This window comes from Halohasta litorea, from assembly GCF_024494645.1.
Lineage (GTDB): Archaea > Halobacteriota > Halobacteria > Halobacteriales > Haloferacaceae > Halohasta > Halohasta litorea.
Map to the genome: position 1 here is coordinate 399,862 of NZ_JANHDJ010000002.1, position 25,093 is coordinate 424,954.

Annotated in this window: 25 protein-coding genes, 1 tRNA gene and 1 pseudogene; 13 read left to right on the top strand and 14 right to left on the bottom strand. The window is 63.4% G+C overall.

All coding sequences use genetic code 11. The annotated features are described in order from the left end of the window. The first annotated feature begins 6 nt into the window (after positions 1-6). The 3 genes from NO877_RS06970 to purM all read left to right on the top strand — a co-directional run bounded on the left by NO877_RS06970 (position 7) and on the right by purM (position 4,110). On the top strand, positions 7-1,419 hold the full coding sequence (locus NO877_RS06970; RefSeq protein WP_256395602.1) for an NAD-dependent succinate-semialdehyde dehydrogenase: 1,413 nt from the start codon (positions 7-9) through the stop codon (positions 1,417-1,419). 31 nt (positions 1,420-1,450) lie between these two features. Then, a complete protein-coding gene (locus NO877_RS06975) occupies positions 1,451-3,046 on the top strand; it encodes an acetolactate synthase large subunit (protein WP_256395603.1) in 1,596 nt (531 codons plus the stop codon). Positions 3,047-3,120: 74 nt separating this feature from the next. Continuing rightward, the gene (gene purM, locus NO877_RS06980; RefSeq protein WP_256395604.1) at positions 3,121-4,110 is read left to right on the top strand and encodes a phosphoribosylformylglycinamidine cyclo-ligase; all 990 of its coding nucleotides are present in this window, start codon (positions 3,121-3,123) and stop codon (positions 4,108-4,110) included. 73 nt (positions 4,111-4,183) lie between these two features. Here the strand turns inward: purM and NO877_RS06985 are convergent, their stop codons facing one another. Together NO877_RS06985 and NO877_RS06990 are read right to left on the bottom strand one after the other, a co-directional pair. Next, on the bottom strand, positions 4,184-5,068 hold the full coding sequence (locus tag NO877_RS06985) for a DUF106 domain-containing protein (RefSeq protein WP_256395605.1): 885 nt from the start codon (positions 5,066-5,068) through the stop codon (positions 4,184-4,186). Positions 5,069-5,164: 96 nt separating this feature from the next. Next, positions 5,165-5,776, bottom strand: coding sequence for an adenylate kinase (locus NO877_RS06990; RefSeq protein WP_256395606.1), 612 nt, complete (start codon positions 5,774-5,776; stop codon positions 5,165-5,167). Positions 5,777-5,885: 109 nt separating this feature from the next. Here NO877_RS06990 and NO877_RS06995 point away from each other — a divergent pair, with 109 nt between their 5' ends. After that, the gene (locus tag NO877_RS06995) at positions 5,886-6,314 is read left to right on the top strand and encodes a dCTP deaminase/dUTPase family protein (RefSeq protein WP_256395607.1); all 429 of its coding nucleotides are present in this window, start codon (positions 5,886-5,888) and stop codon (positions 6,312-6,314) included. A 60-nt stretch (positions 6,315-6,374) separates the two neighbouring features. Further along, entirely contained in the window at positions 6,375-6,770 is a 396-nt protein-coding gene (locus tag NO877_RS07000; protein WP_256395608.1) for a DUF7975 family protein, read from the top strand. 3 nt (positions 6,771-6,773) lie between these two features. Here NO877_RS07000 and NO877_RS07005 read toward each other — a convergent pair whose 3' ends face one another. Next, entirely contained in the window at positions 6,774-7,565 is a 792-nt protein-coding gene (locus NO877_RS07005; RefSeq protein WP_256395609.1) for an alpha/beta fold hydrolase, read from the bottom strand. 127 nt (positions 7,566-7,692) lie between these two features. Between NO877_RS07005 and NO877_RS07010 the strand changes: the two genes are divergently transcribed. Beyond that, on the top strand, positions 7,693-8,457 hold the full coding sequence (locus tag NO877_RS07010) for an aldo/keto reductase (RefSeq protein WP_256395610.1): 765 nt from the start codon (positions 7,693-7,695) through the stop codon (positions 8,455-8,457). Between the two features lie 18 nt (positions 8,458-8,475). Here the strand turns inward: NO877_RS07010 and NO877_RS19905 are convergent. The 3 genes and pseudogenes from NO877_RS19905 to ligA all read right to left on the bottom strand — a co-directional run bounded on the left by NO877_RS19905 (position 8,476) and on the right by ligA (position 12,637). Continuing rightward, a pseudogene (locus NO877_RS19905) lies at positions 8,476-10,114 on the bottom strand (acetate--CoA ligase). A 62-nt stretch (positions 10,115-10,176) separates the two neighbouring features. Then, positions 10,177-10,905, bottom strand: a complete 729-nt coding sequence (locus NO877_RS07025; RefSeq protein WP_256395612.1) for an MBL fold metallo-hydrolase — start codon at positions 10,903-10,905, stop codon at positions 10,177-10,179. Between the two features lie 43 nt (positions 10,906-10,948). Beyond that, complete coding sequence (gene ligA, locus NO877_RS07030; protein WP_256395613.1) at positions 10,949-12,637, bottom strand: ATP-dependent DNA ligase LigA; 1,689 nt, start codon at positions 12,635-12,637, stop codon at positions 10,949-10,951. Positions 12,638-12,748: 111 nt separating this feature from the next. Between ligA and NO877_RS07035 the strand changes: the two genes are divergently transcribed. Both NO877_RS07035 and NO877_RS07040 read left to right on the top strand, forming a co-directional pair. Next, positions 12,749-12,988, top strand: coding sequence for an amphi-Trp domain-containing protein (locus tag NO877_RS07035; RefSeq protein ID WP_256395614.1), 240 nt, complete (start codon positions 12,749-12,751; stop codon positions 12,986-12,988). 56 nt (positions 12,989-13,044) lie between these two features. Next, entirely contained in the window at positions 13,045-14,574 is a 1,530-nt protein-coding gene (locus NO877_RS07040; RefSeq protein WP_256395615.1) for a glutamate-cysteine ligase family protein, read from the top strand. 77 nt (positions 14,575-14,651) lie between these two features. On the opposite strand, the gene psmB is transcribed toward NO877_RS07040, so the two are convergent. Together psmB and NO877_RS07050 are read right to left on the bottom strand one after the other, a co-directional pair. After that, positions 14,652-15,386: an archaeal proteasome endopeptidase complex subunit beta gene (psmB, locus tag NO877_RS07045; protein WP_256395616.1), complete on the bottom strand. Its 735-nt coding sequence runs from the start codon at positions 15,384-15,386 to the stop codon at positions 14,652-14,654. A gap of 130 nt (positions 15,387-15,516) precedes the next feature. Then, positions 15,517-16,143: a halocyanin domain-containing protein gene (locus NO877_RS07050; protein ID WP_256395617.1), complete on the bottom strand. Its 627-nt coding sequence runs from the start codon at positions 16,141-16,143 to the stop codon at positions 15,517-15,519. 129 nt (positions 16,144-16,272) lie between these two features. Here NO877_RS07050 and NO877_RS07055 point away from each other — a divergent pair, with 129 nt between their 5' ends. Both NO877_RS07055 and NO877_RS07060 read left to right on the top strand, forming a co-directional pair. Then, positions 16,273-16,530 carry an MTH865 family protein gene (locus NO877_RS07055; protein WP_256395618.1) on the top strand — a complete coding sequence of 86 codons (258 nt, stop codon included), beginning with the start codon at positions 16,273-16,275 and terminating at the stop codon, positions 16,528-16,530. A gap of 46 nt (positions 16,531-16,576) precedes the next feature. Beyond that, positions 16,577-17,188: a J domain-containing protein gene (locus NO877_RS07060; protein ID WP_256395619.1), complete on the top strand. Its 612-nt coding sequence runs from the start codon at positions 16,577-16,579 to the stop codon at positions 17,186-17,188. A gap of 98 nt (positions 17,189-17,286) precedes the next feature. Here NO877_RS07060 and NO877_RS07065 read toward each other — a convergent pair whose 3' ends face one another. Both NO877_RS07065 and NO877_RS07070 read right to left on the bottom strand, forming a co-directional pair. Then, the gene (locus tag NO877_RS07065) at positions 17,287-18,741 is read right to left on the bottom strand and encodes a sensor histidine kinase (protein ID WP_256395620.1); all 1,455 of its coding nucleotides are present in this window, start codon (positions 18,739-18,741) and stop codon (positions 17,287-17,289) included. 267 nt (positions 18,742-19,008) lie between these two features. Next, positions 19,009-20,976 carry an aconitate hydratase gene (locus tag NO877_RS07070; RefSeq protein ID WP_256395621.1) on the bottom strand — a complete coding sequence of 656 codons (1,968 nt, stop codon included), beginning with the start codon at positions 20,974-20,976 and terminating at the stop codon, positions 19,009-19,011. 179 nt (positions 20,977-21,155) lie between these two features. Here NO877_RS07070 and NO877_RS07075 point away from each other — a divergent pair, with 179 nt between their 5' ends. After that, entirely contained in the window at positions 21,156-21,620 is a 465-nt protein-coding gene (locus tag NO877_RS07075; protein ID WP_256395622.1) for a deoxyuridine 5'-triphosphate nucleotidohydrolase, read from the top strand. A 160-nt stretch (positions 21,621-21,780) separates the two neighbouring features. After that, positions 21,781-22,071, top strand: a complete 291-nt coding sequence (locus NO877_RS07080; protein ID WP_256395623.1) for a DUF8011 family protein — start codon at positions 21,781-21,783, stop codon at positions 22,069-22,071. Positions 22,072-22,196: 125 nt separating this feature from the next. Here NO877_RS07080 and NO877_RS07085 read toward each other — a convergent pair whose 3' ends face one another. The 4 genes from NO877_RS07085 to NO877_RS07100 form a co-directional block, all read right to left on the bottom strand. Next, positions 22,197-22,811, bottom strand: coding sequence for a hypothetical protein (locus NO877_RS07085; RefSeq protein WP_256395624.1), 615 nt, complete (start codon positions 22,809-22,811; stop codon positions 22,197-22,199). A 282-nt stretch (positions 22,812-23,093) separates the two neighbouring features. Continuing rightward, positions 23,094-23,167 (bottom strand) — tRNA-Lys (locus NO877_RS07090). 92 nt (positions 23,168-23,259) lie between these two features. Then, positions 23,260-23,919: a DUF7119 family protein gene (locus NO877_RS07095; RefSeq protein WP_256395625.1), complete on the bottom strand. Its 660-nt coding sequence runs from the start codon at positions 23,917-23,919 to the stop codon at positions 23,260-23,262. Between the two features lie 363 nt (positions 23,920-24,282). Beyond that, complete coding sequence (locus NO877_RS07100) at positions 24,283-24,498, bottom strand: hypothetical protein (protein WP_256395626.1); 216 nt, start codon at positions 24,496-24,498, stop codon at positions 24,283-24,285. A 254-nt stretch (positions 24,499-24,752) separates the two neighbouring features. On the opposite strand from NO877_RS07100, the gene NO877_RS07105 reads away from it, so the two are divergent. Continuing rightward, positions 24,753-25,073, top strand: a complete 321-nt coding sequence (locus NO877_RS07105) for a DUF8134 family protein (RefSeq protein ID WP_256395627.1) — start codon at positions 24,753-24,755, stop codon at positions 25,071-25,073. Positions 25,074-25,093: the final 20 nt, after the last annotated feature.

The window sequence follows — 25,093 nt, forward strand, 5'->3', positions numbered from 1 at the left end:
CTTGCCATGGAGAGCATCAACCCCGTGACCGGCGAGCCACTCGACGAGTACGAAACACACGACACCGACGACATCGACACCGCCCTCAGCAATGCCGAGACTGCGTTCGACGACTGGAGCCAGCAGTCGATAGCCCACCGAGGGACGCTTCTTCAAAAGACCGCCGAGCGACTCGACGAGCGCGTCGAGGAGTACGCCGAGCTGATGACCCGCGAGATGGGCAAACCCATCGAACAGGCCCGCGCGGAGGTCAAAAAATGCGCGTGGGTCTGTGAGTATTACGCCGAAACCGCCGCCGAGCATCTCCAGGACGAGGTGATCGAAAGCGACCCCGATGCCCGGACGCTCGTCAGCTACGAGCCGCTCGGCCCGATTCTGGCGATCATGCCGTGGAACTTCCCGTTTTGGCAGGCCTTCAGATTCATCGCGCCGAATCTCGCGGCTGGCAACGTCGGCCTCCTGAAACACGCCTCGAACGTCCCCGGCTGCGCGCTGGCCATCGAGGCAGTCCTGGAGGACGCCGGGCTGCCGGAGGGGGTTTTTCAGACGCTCCTGATTTCGTCGTCGGAGGTCGACCCCATCATCGAGGACGACCGCGTCGCCGGTGTCACGCTTACCGGCAGCGAGGGTGCGGGTCGCGCCGTCGGCAGGAAAGCGGGCGAGCAGCTCAAACCCTCGGTGTTGGAACTCGGCGGCAGCGATCCGTTCGTCGTCCTGGATGATGCACCGATCGAAGCCACCGCCGAGCGCGGAGCGTTTGCCAGGCTCCAGAACACCGGCCAGTCCTGTATCGCTGCCAAGCGCTTTATCGTCCACGACGCGGTCTACGACGAGTTCGTCGACGCCTTCGTCGACGAGGTCGAGGCGCTCACCGTCGGCGATCCGATGGACGAAGCGACCGACATCGGCCCGATGGCTCGCCCGGATCTACGCGAGGATCTCGACGACCAGATCGAGCGCACCCTCGACGCCGGGGCCGAACTCCTCACCGGCGGGGAGGCGGTCGACGGCGAGGGAGCCTACTACCAGCCGACCGTTCTCACGGAGGTCCCCTCCGACTCCGCGGCCGCGACCGAGGAGACGTTTGGCCCGGTCGCCAGCGTCACCCGCGTCAGCGACGAACAGGAGGCCATCGAGGTAGCGAACGATACCGACTTCGGGCTCGGCGCGAGCGTCTGGACGAGCGACCTCGACCGCGGCGAGGCCTTCGCCCGCCGGTTCGAGGCCGGACTCTGTTTCGTCAACGAGCTCGTGAAATCCGACCCCCGCTTGCCGTTCGGCGGCGTCAAGAACTCCGGTTACGGCCGTGAACTGAGCCGACACGGGATTCGGGAGTTCGTCAATGCGAAGACGATCTGGGTCCAACACGGTCTCGGCGAGGGCGAAACGGGCGACGATTCGTATGCGGGAGTCGAATAATGAGCCGACCGGATCAGACGGGAGGCGATCGATGAGACAGACGGGCGCGGAGCTACTGGTCGACTGTCTGGAGGCCGAAGGCGTCGAGTACGTCTTCGGGATTCCGGGCGAGGAGTTGGAAGATATTCTGTTTGCGATTCGGGAATCGCAAATCGAGTTCGTGCCGACGCGCCACGAACAGGGCGCGGCGTTCATGGCCGACGTGCACGGTCGACTCACCGGCGAGGCTGGGGTCTGTCTCGGGACGCTCGGTCCAGGAGCCACAAATCTCCTGACGGGGGTTGCCGACGCCCACCTCGATAAGGCCCCGCTGGTCGCCCTCACCGGCCAAGGCGGGCTTGAACGGCTCCATCAAGAGAGCCACCAGGCCCTCGACGTTCCGGATATCTTCGAGTCGGTCGTCAAATGGAACACGCAGATCGACGACGACCGGATCATCGCCGAATCGGTCCGCAAGGCGTTCAAACTGTCGACCTACGAGAAACCGGGCGCGACCCAGATCGAACTCCCCGAGGACGTGATGGCCGCTCCGGCGGATGGCGAGCCACTGCCGGTTCGGGACCGAGTGCGTCGGCCGAGTCCCGATCCCGACTCGCTGCGGCGGGCCGCCGAGGCGTTCGCGGCCGCCGATCGACCGATCGTGCTTGCGGGCAACGGGGCGGTTCGGACGGATGCCGTGACCCAGCTCCGCTCGTTCATCGAGCGGACCACGACGCCAGTGGTGTCGACCTACATGGGAAAGGGCGCAGTCTCGGACCGCAGCGAGCAGTCGCTGTTCACGCTCGACTCGGGGCCGGACGACGAGGCAGCCGACGCGGTCGCGGCCGCGGATCTCGTCCTCGCAGTCGGCTACGATATCGCCGAACACGACCCCGAGAAGTGGAATCCAGATCGAGAGAAAACGATCCTCCATCTGGACCACGAACCGGCGGAGGTCTACAGCCACTACAATCCGACCGTCGAACTCGTCTCCGATATCGGTGCGGGGATCGAGGGGCTGGGTTCGGCACTCGACGAGGTCGGCGCGACGGTCGAGACTGACTCCCTGTGGTGTGCCGAGGCCCACGAGACGATCCTCGAAGATGCCCGAAGCGAGCCCGACGCCGAGCCGTTTACGGTCGCCGGGACCGTCTCGCTGCTCCGGTCGGCGATGGCCGATTCGGACATCCTGCTCTCGGATGTCGGTAGCCACAAACTAACTATTGCCCGGCGGTTTCCGTCCTACGAGCCCAACACCTGCCTGATCTCCAACGGACTGGCGAGTATGGGCATCGCCCTGCCGGGCGGGATCGCCGCCGATCTCGCGGTCGACGACAACGTCGTCGTCGCCAACGGCGACGGCGGCTTTCTGATGAACGCCGCCGAGCTGGAGACCGCAACACGGCTCGGCTGTAGTTTTACCGTGGTCGTCTTCGTCGACGACGATTACGGACTCATTTCGGCCAAACAGGCCGACCACCGTGGCGAGGCCTTCGGCACCCAACTCACGAACCCGGATTTCGTCGCGTTCGCCGAGAGTTTCGGGGTCGACGCATACCGACCCGACGACTGGGACGGGCTCGGTCAACTCCTTGAAGCACAGCTCCCAAGCGATACCCTCTCGTTGATCGAAGTTCCGCTTGGCTGAGCCGTTGCTGTCGTTCCCGCTTCTCTGAGGGTCGAATCACCGTGTTTTTGTGTTCACTCCGCGCCCCTTGAGACATGACTGACGACGACGGATCTGCTGACGAGGAGGAACTCACCTACGCCGACTCGGGTGTCGACATCGAGGCCAGCGAGGCCGCCACCGCCGCGCTCATCGGCGCGACCGGCGACAGCGAAGGCGATTACGCGGGTCTGCTCGACATCGGCGACCGCTATCTCGCACTCGCCACCGACGGCGTCGGCACCAAACTGCTGGTGGCCGAAGCCCTCGAAGACTACTCGACGATCGGGATCGACTGCATCGCGATGAACGTCAACGATCTGGTCGCCGCGGGGGTCCGACCGGTCGCCTTCGTCGACTATCTCGCAATCGACGAACCCGACGAGACGTTCGCCGAACAGGTCGGCGAGGGACTCGCTGCCGGTGCCGAGCAGTCTGATATCGAACTTGTCGGCGGCGAAACCGCCGTGATGCCCGACGTCATCAAGGGTCTGGATCTCGCCGGAGCCTGCGCCGGGCTGGCGGCCAAAGACGCCCTCTTCGAGGGCGAGGCCGAACCGGGCGACACGCTCGTCGGCTGGGAGTCCTCCGGCATTCACTCGAACGGACTCACGCTGGCCCGAACAGCGGCAACAAAAAACCACGCATACACCGATTCGTTCCCCCACGAGGGGTACGAGACGGTCGGCGAGGCGCTCCTGGAGCCGACCCGGATCTACACGGACCTGCTCGATCCGATGCGCGAGGCCGGCGTTCGGGGGGCGGCCCACATCACCGGCGGCGGCTGGACCAACCTCGAACGACTCGGCGACAATCGGTACGTTGTCGACGACCTGTTCGACGCCCAGCCGGTCTTCGAGTTCGTCCAGCGGGAGGGCAACGTCTCCGACGAGGAGATGCACACCACCTTTAATATGGGCACTGGCTTTGTCGCGGCGGTGGGCGACGAAGCGGCCGCCGAGTCGCTGGCCGAATCGACGGACGGCCACGTAATCGGCCACGTCGAAGACGGTGAGGGCGTTTCGATCCGCGGACTCGAACTCTAACGAGTACTTATAAATAGCCGCTGGCTACCAGTTGGTAGTCTGTATATAATTCAGTAGAACGGGCCGACCGCAGTTAGCTCGACGGCGTCATGCTGATGTTGAGTCCCTTCTGGATGACCTGCTGGAACGCCATCGAACAGAGGAAGTACCAGACGATCCAGACCTGAATCGGGCCGAAGATCGCGGTCGTCCAGTCGACGCTGCCGGCGAAGGGGATCACTAGCGACTGGAGTTCGTACTGCGCGTCGGCTCCGCGGTAGCCGACCGCCCAGTACATCCAGAGGAACGCCGGGATGGTGAGGAACATGATCCAGACCATCGGGCGGAACTGCTCTTTGAACATCCCGAGCTGGTCGCCCATCATCTCCATCTGCTCTTCTTGGATCTCGTCGAGGGCCTCCTCGTCGCCGCGCTCCTTGGCTGCCTCGCGGCGCTCTTTGACTTCCTCCATTTGCTCGCGGTACTGACCCATCTTGTCCATGTCCATCAGCGCGACCCGTAGCAGCGTCGAGTAGAGACCGGTCGCCACCGCGATGATCATGATGACGGCGTAGAACGGGAGGACGCCGAGCACCGGCGCGAGGAGGATGTCGACCCCATTACCCACGAGTTCGCGGGCTGGCGGCCATAAATAGCCCGCGAACATCAGTACCGTGACGCCTGCTGCGCCCTTGTCCCACTTCGACCATGAGCTGCTTTCGATCTCCTCGCCGCTATCGCTGGGCTCTTCGAGCCCGTCACGGACGGCCTCTGGCTCTTCGATGCGGAACCCCGACTCGCCGTCGACGAGAACCCCTTTCTCGATCAGCCGCCCCCACTGGCCGCTGGTAATGTTGTCGCGCACGTCGACCCACTGGACTTCGTTGTCGGTGGCGCTGTCGAGGACCGTCCGGATCGCCGATTTCATCTCGGCGTCCGCCTTGACCATCGACCGGACTTTGCGTTCGATCCTGCTCATTAGCAGCCGGTAGGCAACGGTCGGTTAAGAAGGTTGTACTCTCGGTGTCTGTTCACTCGCTGTGATAGTCAGCCGCAACGGACGAGGCGACGGCGATCAGGCGTCGACGACCTCGGTGATGCGCTCGAAGACCTCGTCGGGGTGGGCCTCGCCGTCGACCTCGACGAGCTCGCCCGCCTCCCGGTAGTGTTCGATCACGGGCTCGGTGTTCTCGTAGTAGGTCTCCAGGCGGTCTTTGACGACCGCCTCGGTGTCGTCGTCCCGCTGGACGAGTCGCTCCTCGACCGCTTCGTCGTCGGGCATATTGAACTCGGTGTGGTAGATGTCGCCCGTTTCGGGGTCCATCCGGCGACCGGTGAGTCGGCGAACGAGTTCGTCCTCGCCGACATCCAGGAAGATCGCTGCGGTCAGATCGGTCTGCTCGCTGAGGTATTCGGCCTGCGAGAGGTTCCGCGGGTAGCCATCCAGGACGAAACCGTCGGCATCCGACAGCGCGGCGTCGACGATCTCGTTGACCACCGGATCGGGGACCAGATCGCCAGCGTCCATATACTCCCGCGGCGTGCCGTGTTCGGTCTCCATGTCCTTGTTCGCACGGAGCGCATCGCCCGTGGTGATGTGTTCGATGTCGTACTCGTCGGCCAGCCGCTTGCTCTGGGTACCTTTGCCTGCGCCGGGTGCGCCAAGTAGCAGAATTCGCTTGCTCATATGCTCTCAGTCAGCCGCCGGGGTTAAATGCTTGAAGAAACCGCCGCGATCCGACCGAATGCCACCACGCGGAGCAGACCTTTTTAAACCCGATGGCGAATACGCGTGTATGGATCTCACTGCATTCGTTGAGGATCTCGTCTACGAACCGACACAGACCGAGGGCCGTGGGCTGGATCTGACCGTCGATTCGATCAGCCGGGTGGTCGAACCGGGTCGGGTCGACTTCGGTGGCGGCGAACTCGATGCTGCCGAGACAGAACCGATCGACACCGAAAAACGCGACCCCGAAGACGACTACGGCTGGTGGGAACTCGCCGAGGGAACCTACCTGATCGAGTACAACGAGACGCTGTCGATCCCGGCGGATGTTTCCCTCGTGGTTCAGACGCGCGATGCAGTCCGAGCCCGTGGCGCATTCCACCCGACGCTTCACCTCGGGGCCAGCGAGACACTGGGCCCCGTTCCGCTGACAGTCAGCCAGGGCGGGATTAACATCAAAGAAAACGCCCGGCTGTCGACGCTCCTCGCCGACTAGTATTTAAATAGAGCGAGGCTGAAACACCGCTTCTTTGATTAGGCGGTGCCTACTGCCGGTATGACCAGATTCGATGCCGACACACCAACCGACCGTCGGACCCTGTTCGCCGAGGCGATCACCGCCCACCGCAACCGGGGCAGCGAGTTCCTCACGATCGAGCCCGACTCGCTCCCGCCGGAATCGACCGAGGAACTCATCCCCTGGATCCAGTTCAGTGACACGACGGTCTCAATGGACTGTACCGACGGGGAACTCGACCGGCTAAAGGGGCTGCTCGACGAGTATCCCGAGTTCCGCACAGAGAGCTTGGAGAGCCCCGAAGAGGCCGAGGGGACCCACGCCCGAATCACGGCCCGGTCGGACGCCAACCGGCTGGCGATGTTCGTCGACGAGGCGTTTCAAGACGTCTACGGCTACGAGTCGAGCTACACCGCATGGGTCGTTGCCATCTGAGCATTAGGCCGATACAGTTCGACTGATGAACTCCCGGATCGTGTTCGTGTAGGCTGTCGGTCGGTGGAGATTGGCGACGTGGCCGACATTTTCGATCACCTCGACCCGTCCCTGCTGGGCGGCTTCGGCGTGGGCATCCTCACCGCGGCGCATCACGTAATCGCGCTCGCCGTTGAGTACGAGCGACGGGCCGGGATACGACGCGAGGGCGGCACGGAAATCACGCCCGGCGAGTTGTGGGCCTGCGTTACCGAACTGTTTCGGATAAAACCCGGAGTCGATGATCTCCGCTTTGTGGGCCTCCGTAATATCCCGCTTACGGACCCAGTCGGCCGCTCGGTTCTCAACGAATCGGGTGATCCGGTCGCTCCGGGTGGCGAGGCGGGTGACCCCACCAGTCGCACGCGTCAGTAGCCCCATCCCGTCGACCGGGTTCGCACTACACCCCGAGAGGACGACGCCATCGGCCCGTTGGGGGTGGTGGCTGACGTACTCGGTGGCGACATAGCCACCCAGCGAGAGGCCGACAATCAGTGGCCTCCCGTCTGTTTCCGCTTCAACAACGCGATCGAGCAGCTCGACAGCCGACTCCAACTCGAACGAACCGTCGGCCCGTGTTCCGTGGCCGGGGAGATCCGGCGTGACGACATGGAATTCGTCGGCCAACGCCTCGCGCTGTGGGGCCCACATTTTCCGTGTAAAGACCGCGCCGTGGACGAAGACGATCGATCGGGCGTCGTCGGGGCCAGCGGTGTCGACGCCGTCGGACAGTGCAGTTGGGTCGTTCTGTTGCATCGCACTCAGATACCACAGCAGTTTCCTTAGTAGGCGGTGTGAAGGGGGTGTTTTCGAGACTATCAGGCCAGTCGACACAGGCAGTCGGATCAGTGGCGTTCTTGGTGATGACCGCTCGAAACACGGTATGGAACTCCCACCGATCGGGCTCGGAACGATGGGCGTCGACGACCCTTCGACAATCACGACCGCCCTCGATGTCGGCTACCGACATCTCGATACGGCTCAGATATACGACACCGAGGGCGTTATCGGCGACGGACTCGCAGCAAGCACCGTCGACCGCGAGGCACTCATCGTGGCGACGAAAGTTTGGGCCGACAGTCTCGCGCCCGATGACGTCAGCGAAACAACGCAAGCGAGCCTGCATCGACTGGGCCTCGAGCGCGTCGACCTGCTGTACGTCCATCGACCGATCGACAGCTACGATCCGGAGCGGACGCTGGCGGCGTTCGATCAACTGTATTCCGACCGCATCATCGGTGGAATTGGACTGAGCAACTTCACCATCGACCAGCTCGAAACCGCCCGAAATCTGCTTTCGGCACCCATCGCGGCCCATCAAGTCGAGTTTCATCCGCTCTGGTGGTCCGAAGCGCTCCTGACCCACGCCCAAACACACGACTACCAGGTAGTGGCGTACTCACCACTCGCAGGCGGGACCGTCAACGAGATCGAGGCGGTCGTCGACATCGCAACCACTCACGACACAACACCTGAGACAGTCGCGATCGCGTGGTTGTTATCGAAGCCGAACGTAGTAACGATCCCGAAAGCCAGCAGCCGTCGACATCTCGAAGCGAATCTGGCCGCCCGGCAACTCACCCTGACCGACGACGAGTGTCGACGAATCGATGACATCGACCGGACGCTCGAACTGTACCCGGAATAACAGTAGCGGGCGACTACCTTAGCGGTCCGATCGCTCCTGGAGATCCTGCCGCCGAATCTTGCCCGTCGTGGTCGTCGGCAGCGAGTCGATGAACTCGATCTCCCGGGGATACTCGTACTCAGCGAGCTGCTCGCGGACGAGCGTTTTCAAATCGTCCCGAAGCGTTGCCGACCCCTCCCCGGTGGGCTGGACGAAGGCTTTGATCGCCTCGCCGCGGGTCTCGTCGGGAACCCCGACGACGCCAGCCTGCTCGACGGCCGGATGGTCCAGGAGGACGCTCTCGATCTCCATCGGGCCAACGCGGTAGCCGCTGGTGAGGATCACGTCGTCGGCCCGCGAGACGAACCAGCAGTAGCCTTCGGCGTCGCGCTCGACGATGTCGCCGGTCAGAAACCAGCCGTCGACCTCCTTCTGGGCCGTCTTCCCGGGGAGGTTCCAGTACTCGTCGAAGAAGACCCGGCGGTCTTCCGGCGTGACCGCGAGTTCGCCAGCCTCACCCCGCGGGAGCGGGTCGGCCGGGTCGGGATCGTCGGGGTCGACGACCCGCACCTCGTAGCCCGGCAACGGTTGGCCCATACTTTCCGGTTGAGCATCGAACCACGTCGAGCTGTTGCCGACGACGAGGTTGAGCTCGGTCTGGCCGTAGAACTCGTTGACCGGCACGCCGTCGAACGTGTCGGCGGCCCACTCCAGGATCTCCGGCGTGAGTGGTTCGCCCGCCGCCGCCAACGCCTTCAGCGAGAGATCGTAGCGGTCGGCCGGATCGTCGACGCCCATCAGCATCCGGAGTGCCGTCGGCGGCATGAACGAATGGCTGACCTCGTGGCGGGCCAAAAACTCGAAGACTGCCTCGGGGTCGAACCCCTCGCGCGGCCACGCAACGATTGTCGCGCCGTAGTGGAGTCCGGCGAACAGCGTCCCGCCGAGGGCCGCCCCCCACGCCCAGTCGGCCGGAGTCCACAGCGTCGACCCTTCCACTCCTTGATCGAAGTAGTTGTAGGCCGCCGCCCGCCCGCCCGAGCCACAGCGCGTGGCTGTGGAGCACCCCCTTCGGCGGCCCGGTCGAGCCGCTGGTGTACATGATCGCCGAGGGCGTTGCGGGCGTCGACTCGTATATCTCGATGCCGGGGTCGTGATCCGACACGAGCCGCTCGAAAGCGTGGACGTCTCCCACCGCCGACTTCCCGAGTTCGATCACGTGATCGAGACCGGGACACGAATCGCGGACCGCCTCGACCGTCTCCTGGACGCTTGGGTCGACCACGACCGCGCTCGCGCCGCTGTCGTCGAGTCGGTATTCGAGGGCCTCCGGGCCGAAGAGGACCGTGAGGGGAACCGAGATCGCGCCGAGCTTCCAGATGGCGAGATGGGCGATCGGATTGGCGGGCTTCTGCGGAACCACGACCGCCACCCGGTCGCCCGCTTCGATCCCGAGCTCGCGGAGCGCCGCGGCGAGCCGGTCGGACCGATCGTCGAGCTCGCCGTAGCTGTGGGTCGACACCGCCCCATCGTCGGTTTCGTAGACCAGTGCGGGCTGATTGGACTCGTGTTTCCGCAGGAAATCTCGTGCCGGATTGTAGTCGTCGGGTAGCTCCCACCGAAACCGCTCGCGGGCCGTCTCCAGGGAGTCGTAGGTGGGCATGATCTGCAACGTCATGGCTGTTTTTTTCAGGGCGTCGACCTTGCCGTTTGCGCTGGTAGGCGGCGACTATTTAATTATCAGTTCGGCCGGTCGAGTGCGATCGGGACCGACCGGCTTGCGACGTCGACGGCGAAGGCTTCGTCGTCGGCCGCCAACAGGTCGAAGGTGTCGTAGTGGATCGGCACCACGAGATCGGGGTCCATCCGCTCGGCGAGATCGGCCGCCGCGTGGCGGTCCATCACGACGCTGCCGCCGATGTTGGCCAACAGTAGCGAGACCTCCAGTTCGGCGAAGCCATCGAGGGCGTCGGTGTCGCCGGGCCAGAAGACGGTCGTCCCCGCAATAGCGAGCCGGAACCCACAGCCCTCGCCCTCGGGGTGGGGGACGTTCCCCTCGGCGTCAGCACAGGGACCGTCGGGTCGATTGTACGCCGGGACGGTCCAGCAGTCGACCGTCATCTCGCCCGCGTCGGTGTCGAGGTCGACCGTCAGATAGTCGTCGTCGCTACAGCGAACCACCTCGTAGGGGAGTTCCTCGACCGGCGTCACATCGCGGTCGATCCGGCTGGCGTCGACGCCCTCGAAGACGACCACCGTCGCGTCCGGGCGGGCGACGCGCTCGATCCCGTCCGAATCGTAGTGGTCGCCGTGGGTGATGACGACGAGGTGGCCGTCCTTCGGATACTGGCCCTCCAGGACGCCGTACCGGCCCGGGTCGGTGTAGACGACGGTTCCGGCGGTCGATTCGAGCCGTGCGGTCGCATAGCCGAGCCAGTCGACGGTGAGGGTGCGGTGTCGAACGGTCATGGTTCGGCTACCGCCAGCAAGCGGCTTGTAGCTGACTATCCGACTACTGGCTCTCGGCGAGCCGTTCGATCCGGCCGACCGTCTCGGCGTCGGCGGGCGATTTGTCCTCGCGGACTGCGACGAACCGCGGGAATCGCAGCGCATAGCCCGACGCGTAGGTCGGCGACGGCTGGATTTCTTCATACCCGACCTCGAAGACGACCGATGGCTGGATCTCGACGGTCTGGCCCGATTCGGCGGTGATGTGGGGCTCCAGGAGCTCGGTTAGCTCGGCCAGTTGCTCGTCGGTAATCCCCGTGGCGACCTTGCCGATCGTCCGGTAGCTGGCGGTCTCCGGATCGCGGACTGAGAGCAGAAACGTCCCCAGAAAACTCGCCCGCCGTCCCTCGCCCCACTCCGCGCCCGTAACCACGAGGTCGACCGTCTCCACATCGGGTTTCCGTTTGAGCCAGTTTTGGCCCCGGTCGCCCGGCGAGTAGGCCGACTGGGGGTTTTTCAGCATGATCCCCTCGTGGCCTGCTTCCAGCGCGTCGGCCTCGAAGGCGGCGAGTTCGTCGGGATCGTCGGACAGCAGGAGTTCGGCAACCGCCTCGTCGGCCTCGCCGTTTTTAAATACAGTTTCGAGTCGGTCGTGGCGGTCGACGAGCGGCTTTGTAAGGAGGCCCTCGCTACCGGCGCGGAGACAGTCGAAGGCGTGGAGCCGGAGCGTGACCTCCTCGACCATCCGTTCGATATCGTGTTTCCGGCGGAACCGCCGGAGGACGTGCTGGAAGGCCAGAGGGTCGCCCGCATCGTCGACGGCAACGACCTCGCCATCCAGGATACACGAGTCGGTTACCGACTGCCTCACAAACTCAACGACATCGGGCAGCGCCGCGGTCACGTCGTCCATGTTGCGGGAGTAGATGGAAATCTCGCCGAGCCCGCTTTCCTCTCCCTCCTGGACGTGGATCTGGACCCGTGCGCCGTCGAACTTGATTTCGGCGGCGGCCTCGCCCCACGAATCGAGCGCCTCGGCGGCGGTCCCGGCCTGGGCGAGCATCGACTGGACCGGGCGGCCGACTTCGAGTTCCAGACTGTCGAGACCAGCCGCGCCCTCCTCGCGGGCAACGGCGGCCACCTCGCCGTAATCGTTCGTCACCTGGAGGGCGCGGCTGACGGTCTCGGTCGGCTGGTCGAAGGCCTCACAGATGGCATCGCGGACAGTTCCTTCGCCGACGCCGATCCGCATTTCGCCGAGGACGAGTCGGGCGAGATACCGGGCTTCGAGCGGCGAACACTGACGGAACAGCCCGAACAGCAGGTCGACTTTGCGGTCCTGACTTCCCGAGCCGTCGGCGTCGGCCAGCGCCCGGAGTTCGCTGTCGACCTCGTCGACGGTCAGCCCCTCGGCAGCCCCGCTGCCGAAGGCGGCCAATCCCTGTTGGTCGCCGAACTCGTAGCCCTCGGCGACCGCACCGATCTCTCCTTGGTCGGCCAGCCGGGCCTCGACATCGTCGGCCGAGACGTTCGGCCCCGCCGCGCGGGCGATGGCGGTATAACAGAGCGAGGGGCCGATATCGAGGGTTGTCGAGGACCACGCGGGAAACACTCGTCCCTGAACGAAGCGGACGACGACTGGAAGCTCCGCGTCGGCGGCCCCAAACAGGGCTGCGACCTCCTGGATCGTCTCGATATCTCCCGCCTCGGCCTCGATTCCGTCGACTCGCTTGGCGAACGCCTCGAACTCCATTGGCCGCGATTGCCAGCCGAGGCTCCTAAATTCGGCGATCCGACCCCTGCCCGCTGCGTATTCATCACAATCGCAAATTGGTTTTATGTGTCGTGTTATCGACTGTCACATATGGCCGAGAAGACCGTCCACGAGAGCGAACTCGACAGATCCAGCGTCGCCGAGAGCCTGCGGTCGCTCGCCGACGAGTTCGAGTCCAGCGAGGATGTCCATGTGCGGGTGGGAAACAAGTCGATCAGGCTCCAGCCGCCCGAAACCGTCAGCTACGAGGTCAGCGTCCACGAAACCAGTTCCCTACTCCGGAGCAGCCGCGAGACGATCACCGTCACCCTCGACTGGAAGAGCCGGTAGCGGGCCGTCCAAGCTAGGTGGGTTCAAGAGGCTCGAAACGAGAGTAGGGCCAACTGATGACCAAGTCCGAGTTGGCGGCGTCCGTGAGAGACGTGCTTACGGTCGACACCGAGGCGTACAACACCGAGGCGGCAGCCGATGCCGACTTCGTACTCTCGGAGCTCGATTCCGGAACGTTCGACAACCACCAGTCGATTCTCGGGCTCGAATACGAGTTTTATGCGGTCTCCGAGGATCGCTGGCATACCGCCACCGAAAACGAGTTCGCCCTCGCCCGCGTGCCACGTCGGCTCCTGGAGCTAATCGGCTTCGAGAAGGAACTCGGTCTCCACAACGCCGAGATGACCGCCAGCCCCCAGCCGTTCAACAGCTACGGGCTCGAAGCGATCGAAGCCGAGGTCCGGGGCCGCCTCGAAGCAGCCCTCGACTGTAGCCGCGCCGAGGGATTGCGGCTGGTCAGCGATGCCATGTGGACGATCCCGCCGACCGGCGAGACCGCCCGCGAGTATCTCACCGACAGCGTCTCCGACGGCGGGGTTCGGATCGCGACCAACATGAGCGATGCCGTCCGCTACCACGCGATGGCCAACAGCGGCACCGGCGCGTTCCGCGTCGACGCACCGGGCGTCGACCTCGAAGCCGAGACGGTGATGCCCGAGAGCCTCATCACCTCGATCCAGCCCCACTACCAGGTCCAACAGGCGATGGATCTCCCCCGCTATTTCAACTACGCCGTCCGCCTCGCTGGCCCCCTGCTCGCGCTCGGCGTCAACGCCCCCTTCTTCCCGCCGGACTGCTACGAGGACGACCTCGACCCCGAGTGGCTCCTTGAGAACGGCTGGCAGGAAAACCGGATCGCCGTCTTCGAATCCGTACTCAACAGCGTCACCGAGACCGACAAGGTCCGGTTCCCGGAGGATCTCGACAGCATCCAGGAGGCCGTCGACCGCGTCGTAACGGACGAGACGATGATCCCGATGCCGGTCGACCAGGAAGGCGAGTTCCACGACAACTTCGCGACCCTCCGACGCAAACACGGCACCTACTGGCGGTGGGTCCGACCGGTCTTCGACGGCCCGACGCGCTCGCAGGCCAACGCCCGCATCGAGTTCCGCCCGCTGCCCGCCCAGCCGACCGTCCGGGACTCGATGGCGCTGACCGTCGCTTTTGCGGGCGCGATGGAGGGGCTGACCCGCACCGAACACCCGGTCGTCGACCTCCCGTGGGCTGACGCCCGCGAGAACTTCTATACGGCGATGCGCGATGGTCTCGGGGCCGATATCTCCTGGATCACTGCCGACGGCTCGGAGACCGACGATCTCGAACTCGCCTTGACCGACCTGCTGGAACACGCCGCCGAAGGGCTTCGGGCGGTCGGCCTCGATCGAGCGGCCGTCGACCGCTACCTCCAGCCGCTCCAGTGGCGGATCGAAACCGGCCTGACGCCTGCGGGCTGGAAACGACAGCAGGTCCGGGGGCGGCTCGATGACGGCGACTCGCTGGCCGAGGCGATCCAGTCGACCCAACGGTTGTATATCGAAAACCAGGCCGCAACGCTGATCGACGGCGACTTCACCGACTGGTAGGTCTCGGCTTGTAGTAGCAGTCGCAGTTCAGTGGCCGTTGCTCGGCGGTCGGCAAAACGGAAAAACGAGTCGCCTTTTTAAATCATCTCGTCGACATCGTTGTATCGGGTGATGTCGACGCCGTCTTCGGTGACGACTGCAACGTTGATCCCGTTACCCGACGCGAGGTCGCGCTCGATCGCCGTCTTGATCGCGTTGCCAGCGATGGTCTCAGCCTCTTCGATCGACAGCCCCTCCTCGTACTGCTGTTCGAGCACACCGAGGGCGAACTGGCTGCCCGAGCCGGTGACGGTGTAATCTTCCTCGGTCGTCCCGCCCAGCGCGTCGATGGAGTAGATGTGGCTGCCTTCTTCGTCGACGCCGCCGAGGATCGGGCTGACGATCAGGAACGCCCCCGAGCGGAGGAAGTTGCCCGTGAGCGTCGACAGCGCCTGCATACTCATGTCCTCGCCGCGGCGGGCCTCGTAGAGTCGGACCTCCGCCTTGAGGGAGGAAATGAGGTTCTGGGCCGCCGAGACCGACCCGGCAATGGTGAGCGCACCCGTCGGGTGGATCTCTTCGACCTTCTGGACGTCCTTGCTGGAGACCATGTAGCCCATGCTCGCGCGCATGTCGGTCGCCAGGACGACGCCGTCTTCGGTCTTGAGACCGACGGTGGTCGTCCCGGTTTTCATCGTGGCGTCTTCGGTGTCGCCCGCGCTGTGCTGGCCGTTCTGACCGGAGAAGTCGCCGATTTCCGGCCCAAAGACGTTCGCGTTGTTGGCTTCGAGTTGACCCAACTCGTCAGGAGAACCGCCTGTCGGAGTTCGCATTGTCTACCGTTACGCTGGAGCGGTGATAAATGCAACCCTTCGGCAACCCTCGCCGCTACTCACCGGGGGAGCGACAAGACCGTCGCCTCAGTCGGTGAGGAGGCAGTACAGACGAACCGAGCGGTCGGCGCTACTCGGTTTCGTAGTCGCCGCCGTACTTGATGAAGAAGAAGGCAAACGAGAGCGTCGAGACCATCGCGAAGAAGGTCGCGATCCCGAGGGTTTTGGCGCTGTTGGGGATCTGTGGCGGGCCGCCACTCCCGCCACCGCCACCGGTCTCGACGGTCGGTACGTCGTCGCCGACCGCGACCGCCCCGAGCATCCCCAGCTGGGCGTGGGGGTCACACTGGTAGTTGGTGATACCGGCGTGTTCTTCGGTGAACTCGAACTCGTAGGTAAAGCCAGCTTCACCTGTCTGTTCGCTTTCGAGCGATGCCGGGCCATCGGTCGTGACGACGTTGTGGTCGCCACCTTCGCCGGTCCACTCCCAGATCACGGTCGTTCCTGGATCGATCCAGATGCCCGCCGGGCTGAAGGCGACGTTGCCGCCGTTGCCGCTTGCGCCGACCTCGACGGTGACCTCGCTTTCGCCGCGGAGGTCCTCGGTGCCGCCGTCGACGCCTTCGAGTTCGGTGAACTCGGCCATTTCGCTCTGTGCTGCGGCGGTGCCAGCAGTGGCAGTCGCGGCGCCTGCCGCGGCGGTCGCTCCGGCCGAGGCCCGGAGGAATCCACGCCGAGAGACTACGTTGTCGCTCATACCTGCAGGTTTGTCATCGCCCGTAGTGAATACTTTGGTTCGCCGTCGCGGGGTGTTCGGCTGTCGGCCACTGCCGGGGTGTGTTGTCGTTCCGGAACGTTTTTGGCCGCTTTCGCGCCACACTCCTGTATGACAGATATCGAGGCCGAACTCCGCGAACAGTTCACCGACGCGTTTGCCGACGCCGAGTTTCCGGTAACGAGCCAGATGGATCTGGTTCCGGCGCTGCCGGATGGTCCCGGCACGACGTTCTCGGCCGGAGACCGGACGCTGTCGGCGATGGAACTCGCCTCGAAACTCGGCGGCCATCAGGACTTCCCCTACGAGGACGCCGAGAGCCTCGTCGATGACGTGATCGCCGGACTCAAGGCCGAAGACGTGATCTGACGACGGCTCCCGAGAGTTTCTTTATCCCTCGTCTCCAACCACGACCGTGCCCATCGAGCTGCTGAACGAACTCCCGACATGGCTGCTGTTAGGCGTCGGCCTCGGGACGGTCGCCTCTGCGGCCGTCGGCGCAGTCTTTTATTTCGGGGACCGCCTGTTTCCGCCCATCGACCGCAGCGGCCAGCAGGGATACGTCGACGGGAACCTCCGCCGCCACGCCGAGATTCGATCCTATCTCTCCGCCATCGACGAGCGGTTCGTCGAGAACGCCGACCTCGATGGCTTTGCGGCCGCGTTCTATCTCCCCGACCGTGACGTTGCGATCACTTTCGATCCGCGGGTGTTTTTCGGCCTCGAATCGGCCCCGACCTACGTCGTACTCTGCGAGGACGAGATGCCCGTCGCCACCCTCGGGCGGCGGCTCCCCTTCGAGGTTGAGGAACCCGAGCGTGAGGCGGGCCGGAGCCGACGGACTGCCGACCGGGCGGTGACCAATGCGTTCCAGGAGCTCGGCTTGGATGCTGGAGCCTCCCAGGACGAAGTACGGAGCGCCTACCGCTCGCTGGCCAAGGAGGCCCACCCAGATCGCGGCGGTACCGAAGCCGAGTTCAAACAGCTCCAGGACGCGTATACGACCGCCAAAGAGTACACCGACTGAGCCGCCGACTGGGGTGCGTTACAACCGCGAGACCGCTGTTCTGTAGCCGGGGCCGCCCCGTCTTGACTCTGCTTTGGGACCGGGAGAGACGGTCCGGTCTAATCGGGAGTATTGGTTTGATCGGTGAGTTCGGCGCCCGTGATTTCGAACCGCACGCCGTCCTGGCCGTCTGCGAGATCGATTTCCCAGCCGTGGGCGTTCACGATGCGTTTGATGATCGCCAATCCGAACCCGGTCCCCTGTTCGTTCGTCGTGAATCCCGTCTCGAAGATCTGGTCCTGCTTGTCGTCCGGGATGGGGTCCCCGTCGTTTTCGACGTAGAACCCGGATTCGTCGTCCAGGAGGCCGACGCTGATGGTCACGGCATCGCCACCGTGTTCGATAGCATTCCGGAAGAGGTTTTCAAACACTTGGCCCAGCCGAATTTCGTCGGCCTGAATCAGGGCGTTCGTCTCGGCCTGTAGCGACGCGTGCTGCTGGTCGATGTTGTTCCAACTCGACAACACGAGTTTGTCGAGCGACACCGATTTGGTTTCGGTTACTTCCTGTCCCTCTCGGGCGAGGACGAGCAGTTCACTGATCAGCGTCTCCATGCGATCGAGTGCACGGGCGACGGTTTCGAGGTGGTCGCTGTCGGCCTCCTCGCGGGCCAGTTCGAGGTAGCCGTCGGCAACGCTCAGCGGATTGCGCAGGTCGTGTGAGACGATCGAGGCAAACCGTTCGAGCCGCTCGTTTTTGGCTCGCAGTTCGAGTTCACGCTGCTTTCGCTCGGTGATTTCGTGTGTGAAGCCAGCAACGCGGACGACCGTGCCCGTCTCATCGAAAATCGGCTCGGCATGGGACTCGACCCATTTGTTCGAGTCCGCCTGAATGCGATACTCGACCTGTTGTGAGCTCCCGTTTGCGGCTCGCCCCATCGCGGTTTCCAGATCATCGACGTCGTCCGGATGGACGGGTTCTAAAAACGTTGTCGGGTTCTCACGAAGCGACGCAACCGATCGATCGAACAGCTCTTCATAGCGGGAGTTGATGTATTCGAGCTCGTCCCAGTCGGCCGAGAAGATGAACAGCACGTCGTTCGTGTTTTCGGTGAGTTCGTGGAGCTGCTGTCGGGTGCGACTCGCAACCGCTTCGGCGCGGCGGCGCTCGACGTGGGTCGTGATCTTGGTTGCCAACAGCCCGTACTGTTCTTTGACCGTCTTTTTGATGACGTAATCCGAGATGCCCGCCGAGATCGCGTCGCTAGCGATGGTCTCGCTGCCCGTGTCGGTAAAGAGTATAAACGGGATCTCCGGGTCGACCGCCCGAACCTCGCCGAGCACGTCGAGACCGGTCAGCTCCGGCATCGCGTAATCGCTGAGAACACAGTCGACCGCCTCGCTCGCAACGATCTCGGCGACTTCTTCGGGGTCGGTCGTCCACTGGGTCGAAAAGCGGTCGTCCTCCCGTTCGAGGTTTCCGGCGACCATCCGGGCGAAATCCGGCTCGTCGTCGACGTGCAGAATACGGATCTCCGAACCCGGAGCGATCCGGGTCTGTGAGGTAGCGTTCATGGCTGGCTCCTGGAACAGTAACTACTACTGATAGACTGGGAAGTGATACAAGAACCAGGAATAAATACGTTTTGTGTATTTAATTTAAATTTAACATGTAGCTGAAGGCAGATTTTTGAGTTGTGAACGTTCTTCGAGCTACATTCGTCACAGAAGTCAACGGAGTCCCGCCAGTGGGTAGACGAACGGTGAACAACACAGCAACCGTGACCGGCCCAGCCGCTCACTGGTTATAAATAAAACGGAACCGGGGTGTGACCGAGTCGCTCAGTCGTCGGCCGGAGCCGCGCCGCCCGATTCGGCCTGCTGTTTGGTCCACGAGAGCTTGCCACCGGCAGCGAGGATGTCGCGCTCGCGTTCGGAGGCGTCGAGTTCGGCGGTGAACTCCCACTCGCCGTTGACGCTGACGGTGAACTCGTCGGCACCCGAGCGGACGCCCTCACCGATATTGTCGACGATCTCGATGTCGTCGCCCTGGTCGATCTTTGCGTAGGTCTCCTCGTCGATCGCCAGCGGGACGATCCCGAAGTTGAACAGGTTCGCCTTGTGGATGCGGGCGAAGCTCTGGGCGAAGACGGCCTCGATACCGAGATACATCGGACAGAGCGCCGCGTGTTCACGCGAGGAACCCTGACCGTAGTTCTCGCCAGCGACCAGCACGCCGCCGGGAGCCGCCTTGGCGCGCTCGGCGAAGGTGTCGTCGACACGCGAGAGGGTGAACTCCGAGAGCTTCTCGATGTTCGACCGGTATTTCAGGATATCCGCGGTGGCGGGGATGATGTGGTCGGTCGTGATGTTGTCGTCCATCTTGAGGATGGTCTCGCCGCCGACCGTGTCACCGAGGGGGTCCTTCAGCGGCACGTCGCCGATGTTGGGGCCCTTGATGAGCTCGTCGTCGATCGCCTCGTCCGGCGAGATGAGGTCTGCCTTCGAGCCGTCGTACTTCTCGGGCAGCTCGATACCGGGGGCTTCGAGGTCGTACTCCTCGGCCAGATCCCGTGGGTCGACGATCTCGCCAGCGATGGCCGCGGCGGTGGCGACCTCCGGCGAACAGAGGAAGACGTTGTCGTCTTCGATCCCCGAGCGACCCTCGAAGTTGCGGTTGAAGGTACGCAGCGAGACCGAATCCGAGGCCGGAACGTGACCGATACCGATACAGGCACCACAGGTCGCCTCCGAGAAGTTGACGCCGGCGGCCATCAGTTCCGCGACGTGGCCCTGTCGGGCGAGGATCTCGGCGGACTGTTTGGAGGCCGGTGCGATGATCATCTCGGTGTGTTTGGCGACCTCGTTGCCTTTGAGCATCTTCACCGCGGGCAGGATGTCCTCGTAGCTGCCGTTGGTACAGGAGCCGATCATGACCTGCTCGACGCGCTCGCCTTCGACCTCGCGGACGGGCACGACGTTGTCGGGCATGCTCGGCGTGGCGATGAGCGGTTCGAGCTCCGAGAGATCGATGGTGATCTCGTCGGCGTACTCGGCGTCCTCGTCGGGGCCGAGTTCGACGAACTCGTCGGCGCGGCCGACGCGTTCGAGGTAGTCTTCGGTCTGGTCGTCGGTCGGGAAGATCGACGAGGTCGCACCGAGTTCCGTGCCCATGTTGGTGATCGTCGTTCGCTCGGGGACGGTGAGCGACTCGACGCCGGGGCCGGTGTACTCGAAGACCTTGCCGACGCCACCTTTCACGCTGAGGCGGCGGAGCATCTCCAGGATGACGTCCTTCGCGGAGGCCCAGCCCTCAAGCTCGCCCTCAAGTCGGACGTTGACGACTTCCGGCATCTCGACGTAGTAGGCGCCGCCACCCATGGCGACGGCGATGTCGAGGCCACCTGCGCCGATCGCGAGCTGGCCGAGGCCGCCGGGCGTTGGCGTGTGGCTGTCGGAGCCCAGCAGCGTCTTGCCGGGGGCGGCGAAGTTCTCCTTGTGGACGTTGTGACAAATACCGTTGCCGGGTCGGGAGAAGTGCGCGCCGAAGGTGCCAGCCGCCGAGCGGAGGAAGCGGTGGTCGTCGGTGTTTTTAAAGTCGAACTGATAGGTCTGGTGGTCGCAGTACTGCGCGGCAAGCTCAGTCTGGACGTCTTCGAGTCCGAGGGCTTCGAACTGCAGCCAGACCATCGTCCCAGTCGTGTCCTGGGTGAGCGTCTGGTCGATTTCGATACCGATCTCCTCTCCGGGGGTGAGGTCCCCCTCGACGAGGTGATCGTCAAGGATCTTCTCTGTGAGCGTCTGTCCCATAACGTTCGCCGATGGTCCCTACGCGGGTATAAATCCCGCGTATTTCTCGACTGTTAACCGTGTGGAATCGAACGCCGACACCCCGGTTGGGACGGGTTACTACCGCAACACCGACGTTTTCGAGAATCGAACCAGTCTGATCTCGGTACTGTTTAGGCCGTTCCGACGGAGCCTCGGGTATGTTCGAATCAGGCGCGTTCGTCGGTCAGCATCTCACGCCAGTCGACGAGGAGCAGCTCCAGCCGAACGGCGTCGACCTCACTGCCGCGAAGATTTATAAACAGATCAGCGCGGGCCGAATCGGTCAGAATGACAAAGAAATCGGCGAGCGCGACGAGATCGAGCCGGTCGACGGCACCTACCACCTCGATCCGGGCGCGTACATCGTCCAGTACGGCGAGACCGTTCACATCCCCAAGGAGCACATCGGATTTATATACCCTCGCTCGTCGCTGATGCGGAACTCCTGTATGCTGCATACGGCGGTCTGGGATGCGGGCTACGAGGGGAAAGGCGAGGGGCTCCTGGAGGTCCACCACGACATCGAGATCGATCAGGGCGCGCGGATTGCCCAGATCGTCTTCGCCGAGGCCGACCACGAGGGCACTTACGACGGGAGCTACCAGGGCGAGAACGTCAACTGAGGGTTCTTCCGTGGTCTGTGGGAGACTGCAAGCGCGAATCTCACACAGAATCAGTTCGCAATTCGATCAGATCAGGTCGGTCAACACAGACGACAGAGAGACGTTAGACGACTTTTCAGTCATCCAGATTCTTTATAAGGTCAAACAATTGATAGTAGGTGTGAAGATCGTTCGACAAATACTGTTCCGCGAGCCAGATGGAGGAAGGAAAGGGCTCTTCAACTCGGGTTTGTCGTTCATTTGCCTCCTCACATGGGTGTATACTGGTGTCATTCTCGACAGTTCCCATCTGTTCCTCTTTATAGGTCTCGCGTTTGGACTCTCCGGGATCGCTGAGTCGCTCCCTTCGAGCCGCCGCCGTTCGGCAGGAGCACTTCGAACACTAGCCGTTAGTATCCTTGTCGTCTACCTCGGTCTCCTCACATCGGCTCCAGAGTTGGTGTTCGAGTAGGAGCGAACAGCGGTTCGAGAGGCATCTGCATTCCGAGTCGTCTATCTTCGTCGGGACGTTCCGAAACGGACCCACGAGAGAATCTACGACGGCAGTATCAGGCCGAAAACGTCGACTACGGCCAATTACTCCATCGTCGGATCGAAGGGGTCGCCATCGAGTTCGCCCGCCGCCTCCGCGTCGGGGAGCGCCTCCTCGTCGGCGATCAGCGAGGCGAGATACGGCGCCTCGGGGTTGAAATGGCTGTGGGTGAGCTTCGAGGCGGTGTGGTCGAGGGCTTTGTCGAGCGACGGTGTCGTTCGGACGAGCCGGTGGCGAATCCCGCGGTTACGGTCGTGAATAAACAGTTCGACCTCGTCGGTCGGCGTAAAGATGTCGACCGGCTTCAAGATCACGTCGTAGGAGCGCTGATAGTGGCTAAAAACGAGCGCGTCGGCCAGCGACTCCTCGCCGAACTTGACGATCTCGGGGTCGACGTTCCAGCCGGAGTCGAGCCGCCGATCGACCTCGCGGTAGTTGACGACGTTCCGCACCGTCGTCCGTTCGCGGATGGTTTCGAGGTCGATCTCGCGCTCGCGGCTGAACAGCGTAATAAATCCCTTGAGCAACACCTCGACCGAGTCGGTGACCGAACGCTCGGCGGAGTTCTCGATCTCCGCGGGCGTGGGGACCTCCCGGTCGTCGGCCTCGGCAGGGGCTAAAAGCGAGCTCTCGTCCGACGGCGTGCCAGTGTCGCTCATTGTGTAGGCCTCCCCGTTTGAATGGGATTCTGTCTCTAGTTGATCTATCGTTCCATGTGGTAAAAAATCCCTCGTACGCGTCAGACGTTCCGCTCTAGTCTGTTCCGGTGGTATTTAAACAGATCAGGGACCTGATCGGCGCGTCGACTGCCGGATCAATTACGGGCTGGGAGAGAGTTGAACCAACGGAAGACGAACGTTCGCTCCGCTCACGGTTGCGACTTCCAGGGTTCAACACCCTCGACAGTCGCGTTGCTCCTCACGATAGTGTTCGGAGCAAAACGGGCTGGGAGGGAGTTGAACCCCCGACCGTCTGGTTAAAAGCCAGACGCTCTCCCTAACTGAGCTACCAGCCCTCATCCGAAATTGCCTGCACGCATTAATAAGGGTTTACATCACCGCCGACTACGGCCATTCCTCACACAATCCCGGCCACTGATAGATTGGGCTACTCCGTGGCGAAATACTCCGCCAGCGCGTCGGCGACCACAGCGCCGGGATCGCGGTTCTCCATCGAGGCCCGGTGGCGAAGTTCGATATACAGCTCCGGCGGCAGGTCCATCGAGAGCCGCCCCGGCTCGATGTCGTGGTCCTGGAGGGCGACCTCCACGTCGGTGCCGTTGTTGATCGCGCTGGCGACCGACCGGATGTCCCGCACCGTCAGCTCCGCATCCAGGCTGGCCCACGCCAGCAGGTACCGGTCTTCCGCGGGGACGCGGGCGATGTGTTTGGCCGCCGTCGGCGCGATGTGGCCGCGGGCGACGTGGCGGCGGATCGACTGCGGGAGGTCGTGGACGCGGGCCCATTTCCGGATAAACGAGACTGTCACGCCCTCTCCGGCCCGCTCGGCGGCGGCCTTGTAGGAGCCCACCCCGCGAACGAGCGCCGCGCAGGCGGCCGCCCCACGCAGCATCAACACGTGGTCGTTGCCGCCGACCGCGCCGGTGGCGAACTCGTAGACGACCCCGGCGGCCTCCTCGACGCTCTCGGGGTCGGCGGGGTCGAAGCCGATCGCTTCGGCGGCCCGCTCGCCAGTGATCTCGGGGTCGGCCCGCACGACCGGCGTCCCAACCGGCGTCTCTCGATCTGAGCCGTACTCCTCACTCATTGTCCCAACTAATGGATGCGTTCTGTAAAAACATCCTGTTCAGATATTCCCGCAATGTCGGGGTGGCCTTCGCAATCAGTTGGTGATCGACGCGCTTCATTCGATAGCTGAAGACTGTACCGGATCGGTAATAGAGCTTGTTGGGAATCCGGCTGAACTCTCCCCACTGTCCGTTGAAACTCCCTCCCAAATTCGACGGCCAGCCGACGGCCCTGCAGCGAGTCGATTCGTCTCAACGTCTGGGCTACAGACCGGGAGCCGACGAGTCAGCACGCCGGTATCGTGAACTCTCACGATGTCTACTGAGACGGCATCAGCCATTGAGATCGCGGGTCGAAGTCGAATTACAGGAGGGGCGTCGGCTTACGGACAAGGGACTTTCGCGGCTGCGTCCTGCTCGGCGTCGGCGTCCTCGTCGGTGTCTGCGGGCTTGGCGTCGGCGGTCGACTCCTCGTCGGATTCGCTGTCGGCGTCGGCAGCCTCGGCGGCCTCGGCTTCGCGCTGCTCGGAGAGGTGTTCCCAGACTTCCGCACAGCCAGCACCGTCCGAGAGGTTCGCTAAGTGGTCGTTGTCGCTCATTGGTTCGCCTCCGTGGCGGTGGTCGCTACGTTCATCGAGTGTCCATACACACCCACTACGGTTAACCACAACCGAACCCGTAACACTGGCCCGGGGTATGGAATACAGGAGACTGTTGCCCGTACTGACGACAGCCCAAATAGTACAAAACCACCAGACTGAGGCCGATTAAGACAATCGAACCGCGTCATCAGTGCGGTCAGTGATTGCTGTAGGCGACTGATAAACCCCCATAGAGGACGTTGGGTTAGTAAATGAGTGTTGCCCTTCGCATCCTGGATGACGGTGCGTGGCTGTCGGTCAACGACCAGCGACGTGTCAGTGTAAGCGAACTGTGGCGGCTCGACGCCCCTGATTTCTGCGATTGTGACCTCGTGGACTTCATCGCCGAGGGGTTCACCGGGGTCTCGGCCGACGGTCACCAGGTCGCCGTCACGACCTACGGCAAATGTATCGCCTGTGGCGAAAGCGGTGTCCCCGGAAAACTCCCGGTCGGCCACATCCGCCAGGGTGAGTACAAGGGGTACGACCGCCAGAACATCGTGCTGCGGCCGATCGAGCGCCGACAGCGATAGTAGCGGCAACAGTTACCTGT

Excerpts from the sequence above, each read along its gene's own strand:
- NO877_RS06970 (WP_256395602.1), top strand. The coding sequence starts at position 7 with ATGGAGAGCATCAACCCCGTGACCGGCGAGCCACTCGACGAGTACGAA.
- NO877_RS06975 (WP_256395603.1), top strand. The coding sequence starts at position 1,451 with ATGAGACAGACGGGCGCGGAGCTACTGGTCGACTGTCTGGAGGCCGAA.
- purM (WP_256395604.1), top strand. The coding sequence starts at position 3,121 with ATGACTGACGACGACGGATCTGCTGACGAGGAGGAACTCACCTACGCC.
- NO877_RS06985 (WP_256395605.1), bottom strand. The coding sequence starts at position 5,068 with ATGAGCAGGATCGAACGCAAAGTCCGGTCGATGGTCAAGGCGGACGCC.
- NO877_RS06990 (WP_256395606.1), bottom strand. The coding sequence starts at position 5,776 with ATGAGCAAGCGAATTCTGCTACTTGGCGCACCCGGCGCAGGCAAAGGT.
- NO877_RS06995 (WP_256395607.1), top strand. The coding sequence starts at position 5,886 with ATGGATCTCACTGCATTCGTTGAGGATCTCGTCTACGAACCGACACAG.
- NO877_RS07000 (WP_256395608.1), top strand. The coding sequence starts at position 6,375 with ATGACCAGATTCGATGCCGACACACCAACCGACCGTCGGACCCTGTTC.
- NO877_RS07005 (WP_256395609.1), bottom strand. The coding sequence starts at position 7,565 with ATGCAACAGAACGACCCAACTGCACTGTCCGACGGCGTCGACACCGCT.
- NO877_RS07010 (WP_256395610.1), top strand. The coding sequence starts at position 7,693 with ATGGAACTCCCACCGATCGGGCTCGGAACGATGGGCGTCGACGACCCT.
- NO877_RS07025 (WP_256395612.1), bottom strand. The coding sequence starts at position 10,905 with ATGACCGTTCGACACCGCACCCTCACCGTCGACTGGCTCGGCTATGCG.
- ligA (WP_256395613.1), bottom strand. The coding sequence starts at position 12,637 with ATGGAGTTCGAGGCGTTCGCCAAGCGAGTCGACGGAATCGAGGCCGAG.
- NO877_RS07035 (WP_256395614.1), top strand. The coding sequence starts at position 12,749 with ATGGCCGAGAAGACCGTCCACGAGAGCGAACTCGACAGATCCAGCGTC.
- NO877_RS07040 (WP_256395615.1), top strand. The coding sequence starts at position 13,045 with ATGACCAAGTCCGAGTTGGCGGCGTCCGTGAGAGACGTGCTTACGGTC.
- psmB (WP_256395616.1), bottom strand. The coding sequence starts at position 15,386 with ATGCGAACTCCGACAGGCGGTTCTCCTGACGAGTTGGGTCAACTCGAA.
- NO877_RS07050 (WP_256395617.1), bottom strand. The coding sequence starts at position 16,143 with ATGAGCGACAACGTAGTCTCTCGGCGTGGATTCCTCCGGGCCTCGGCC.
- NO877_RS07055 (WP_256395618.1), top strand. The coding sequence starts at position 16,273 with ATGACAGATATCGAGGCCGAACTCCGCGAACAGTTCACCGACGCGTTT.
- NO877_RS07065 (WP_256395620.1), bottom strand. The coding sequence starts at position 18,741 with ATGAACGCTACCTCACAGACCCGGATCGCTCCGGGTTCGGAGATCCGT.
- NO877_RS07070 (WP_256395621.1), bottom strand. The coding sequence starts at position 20,976 with ATGGGACAGACGCTCACAGAGAAGATCCTTGACGATCACCTCGTCGAG.
- NO877_RS07075 (WP_256395622.1), top strand. The coding sequence starts at position 21,156 with ATGTTCGAATCAGGCGCGTTCGTCGGTCAGCATCTCACGCCAGTCGAC.
- NO877_RS07085 (WP_256395624.1), bottom strand. The coding sequence starts at position 22,811 with ATGAGCGACACTGGCACGCCGTCGGACGAGAGCTCGCTTTTAGCCCCT.
- NO877_RS07095 (WP_256395625.1), bottom strand. The coding sequence starts at position 23,919 with ATGAGTGAGGAGTACGGCTCAGATCGAGAGACGCCGGTTGGGACGCCG.
- NO877_RS07100 (WP_256395626.1), bottom strand. The coding sequence starts at position 24,498 with ATGAGCGACAACGACCACTTAGCGAACCTCTCGGACGGTGCTGGCTGT.
- NO877_RS07105 (WP_256395627.1), top strand. The coding sequence starts at position 24,753 with ATGAGTGTTGCCCTTCGCATCCTGGATGACGGTGCGTGGCTGTCGGTC.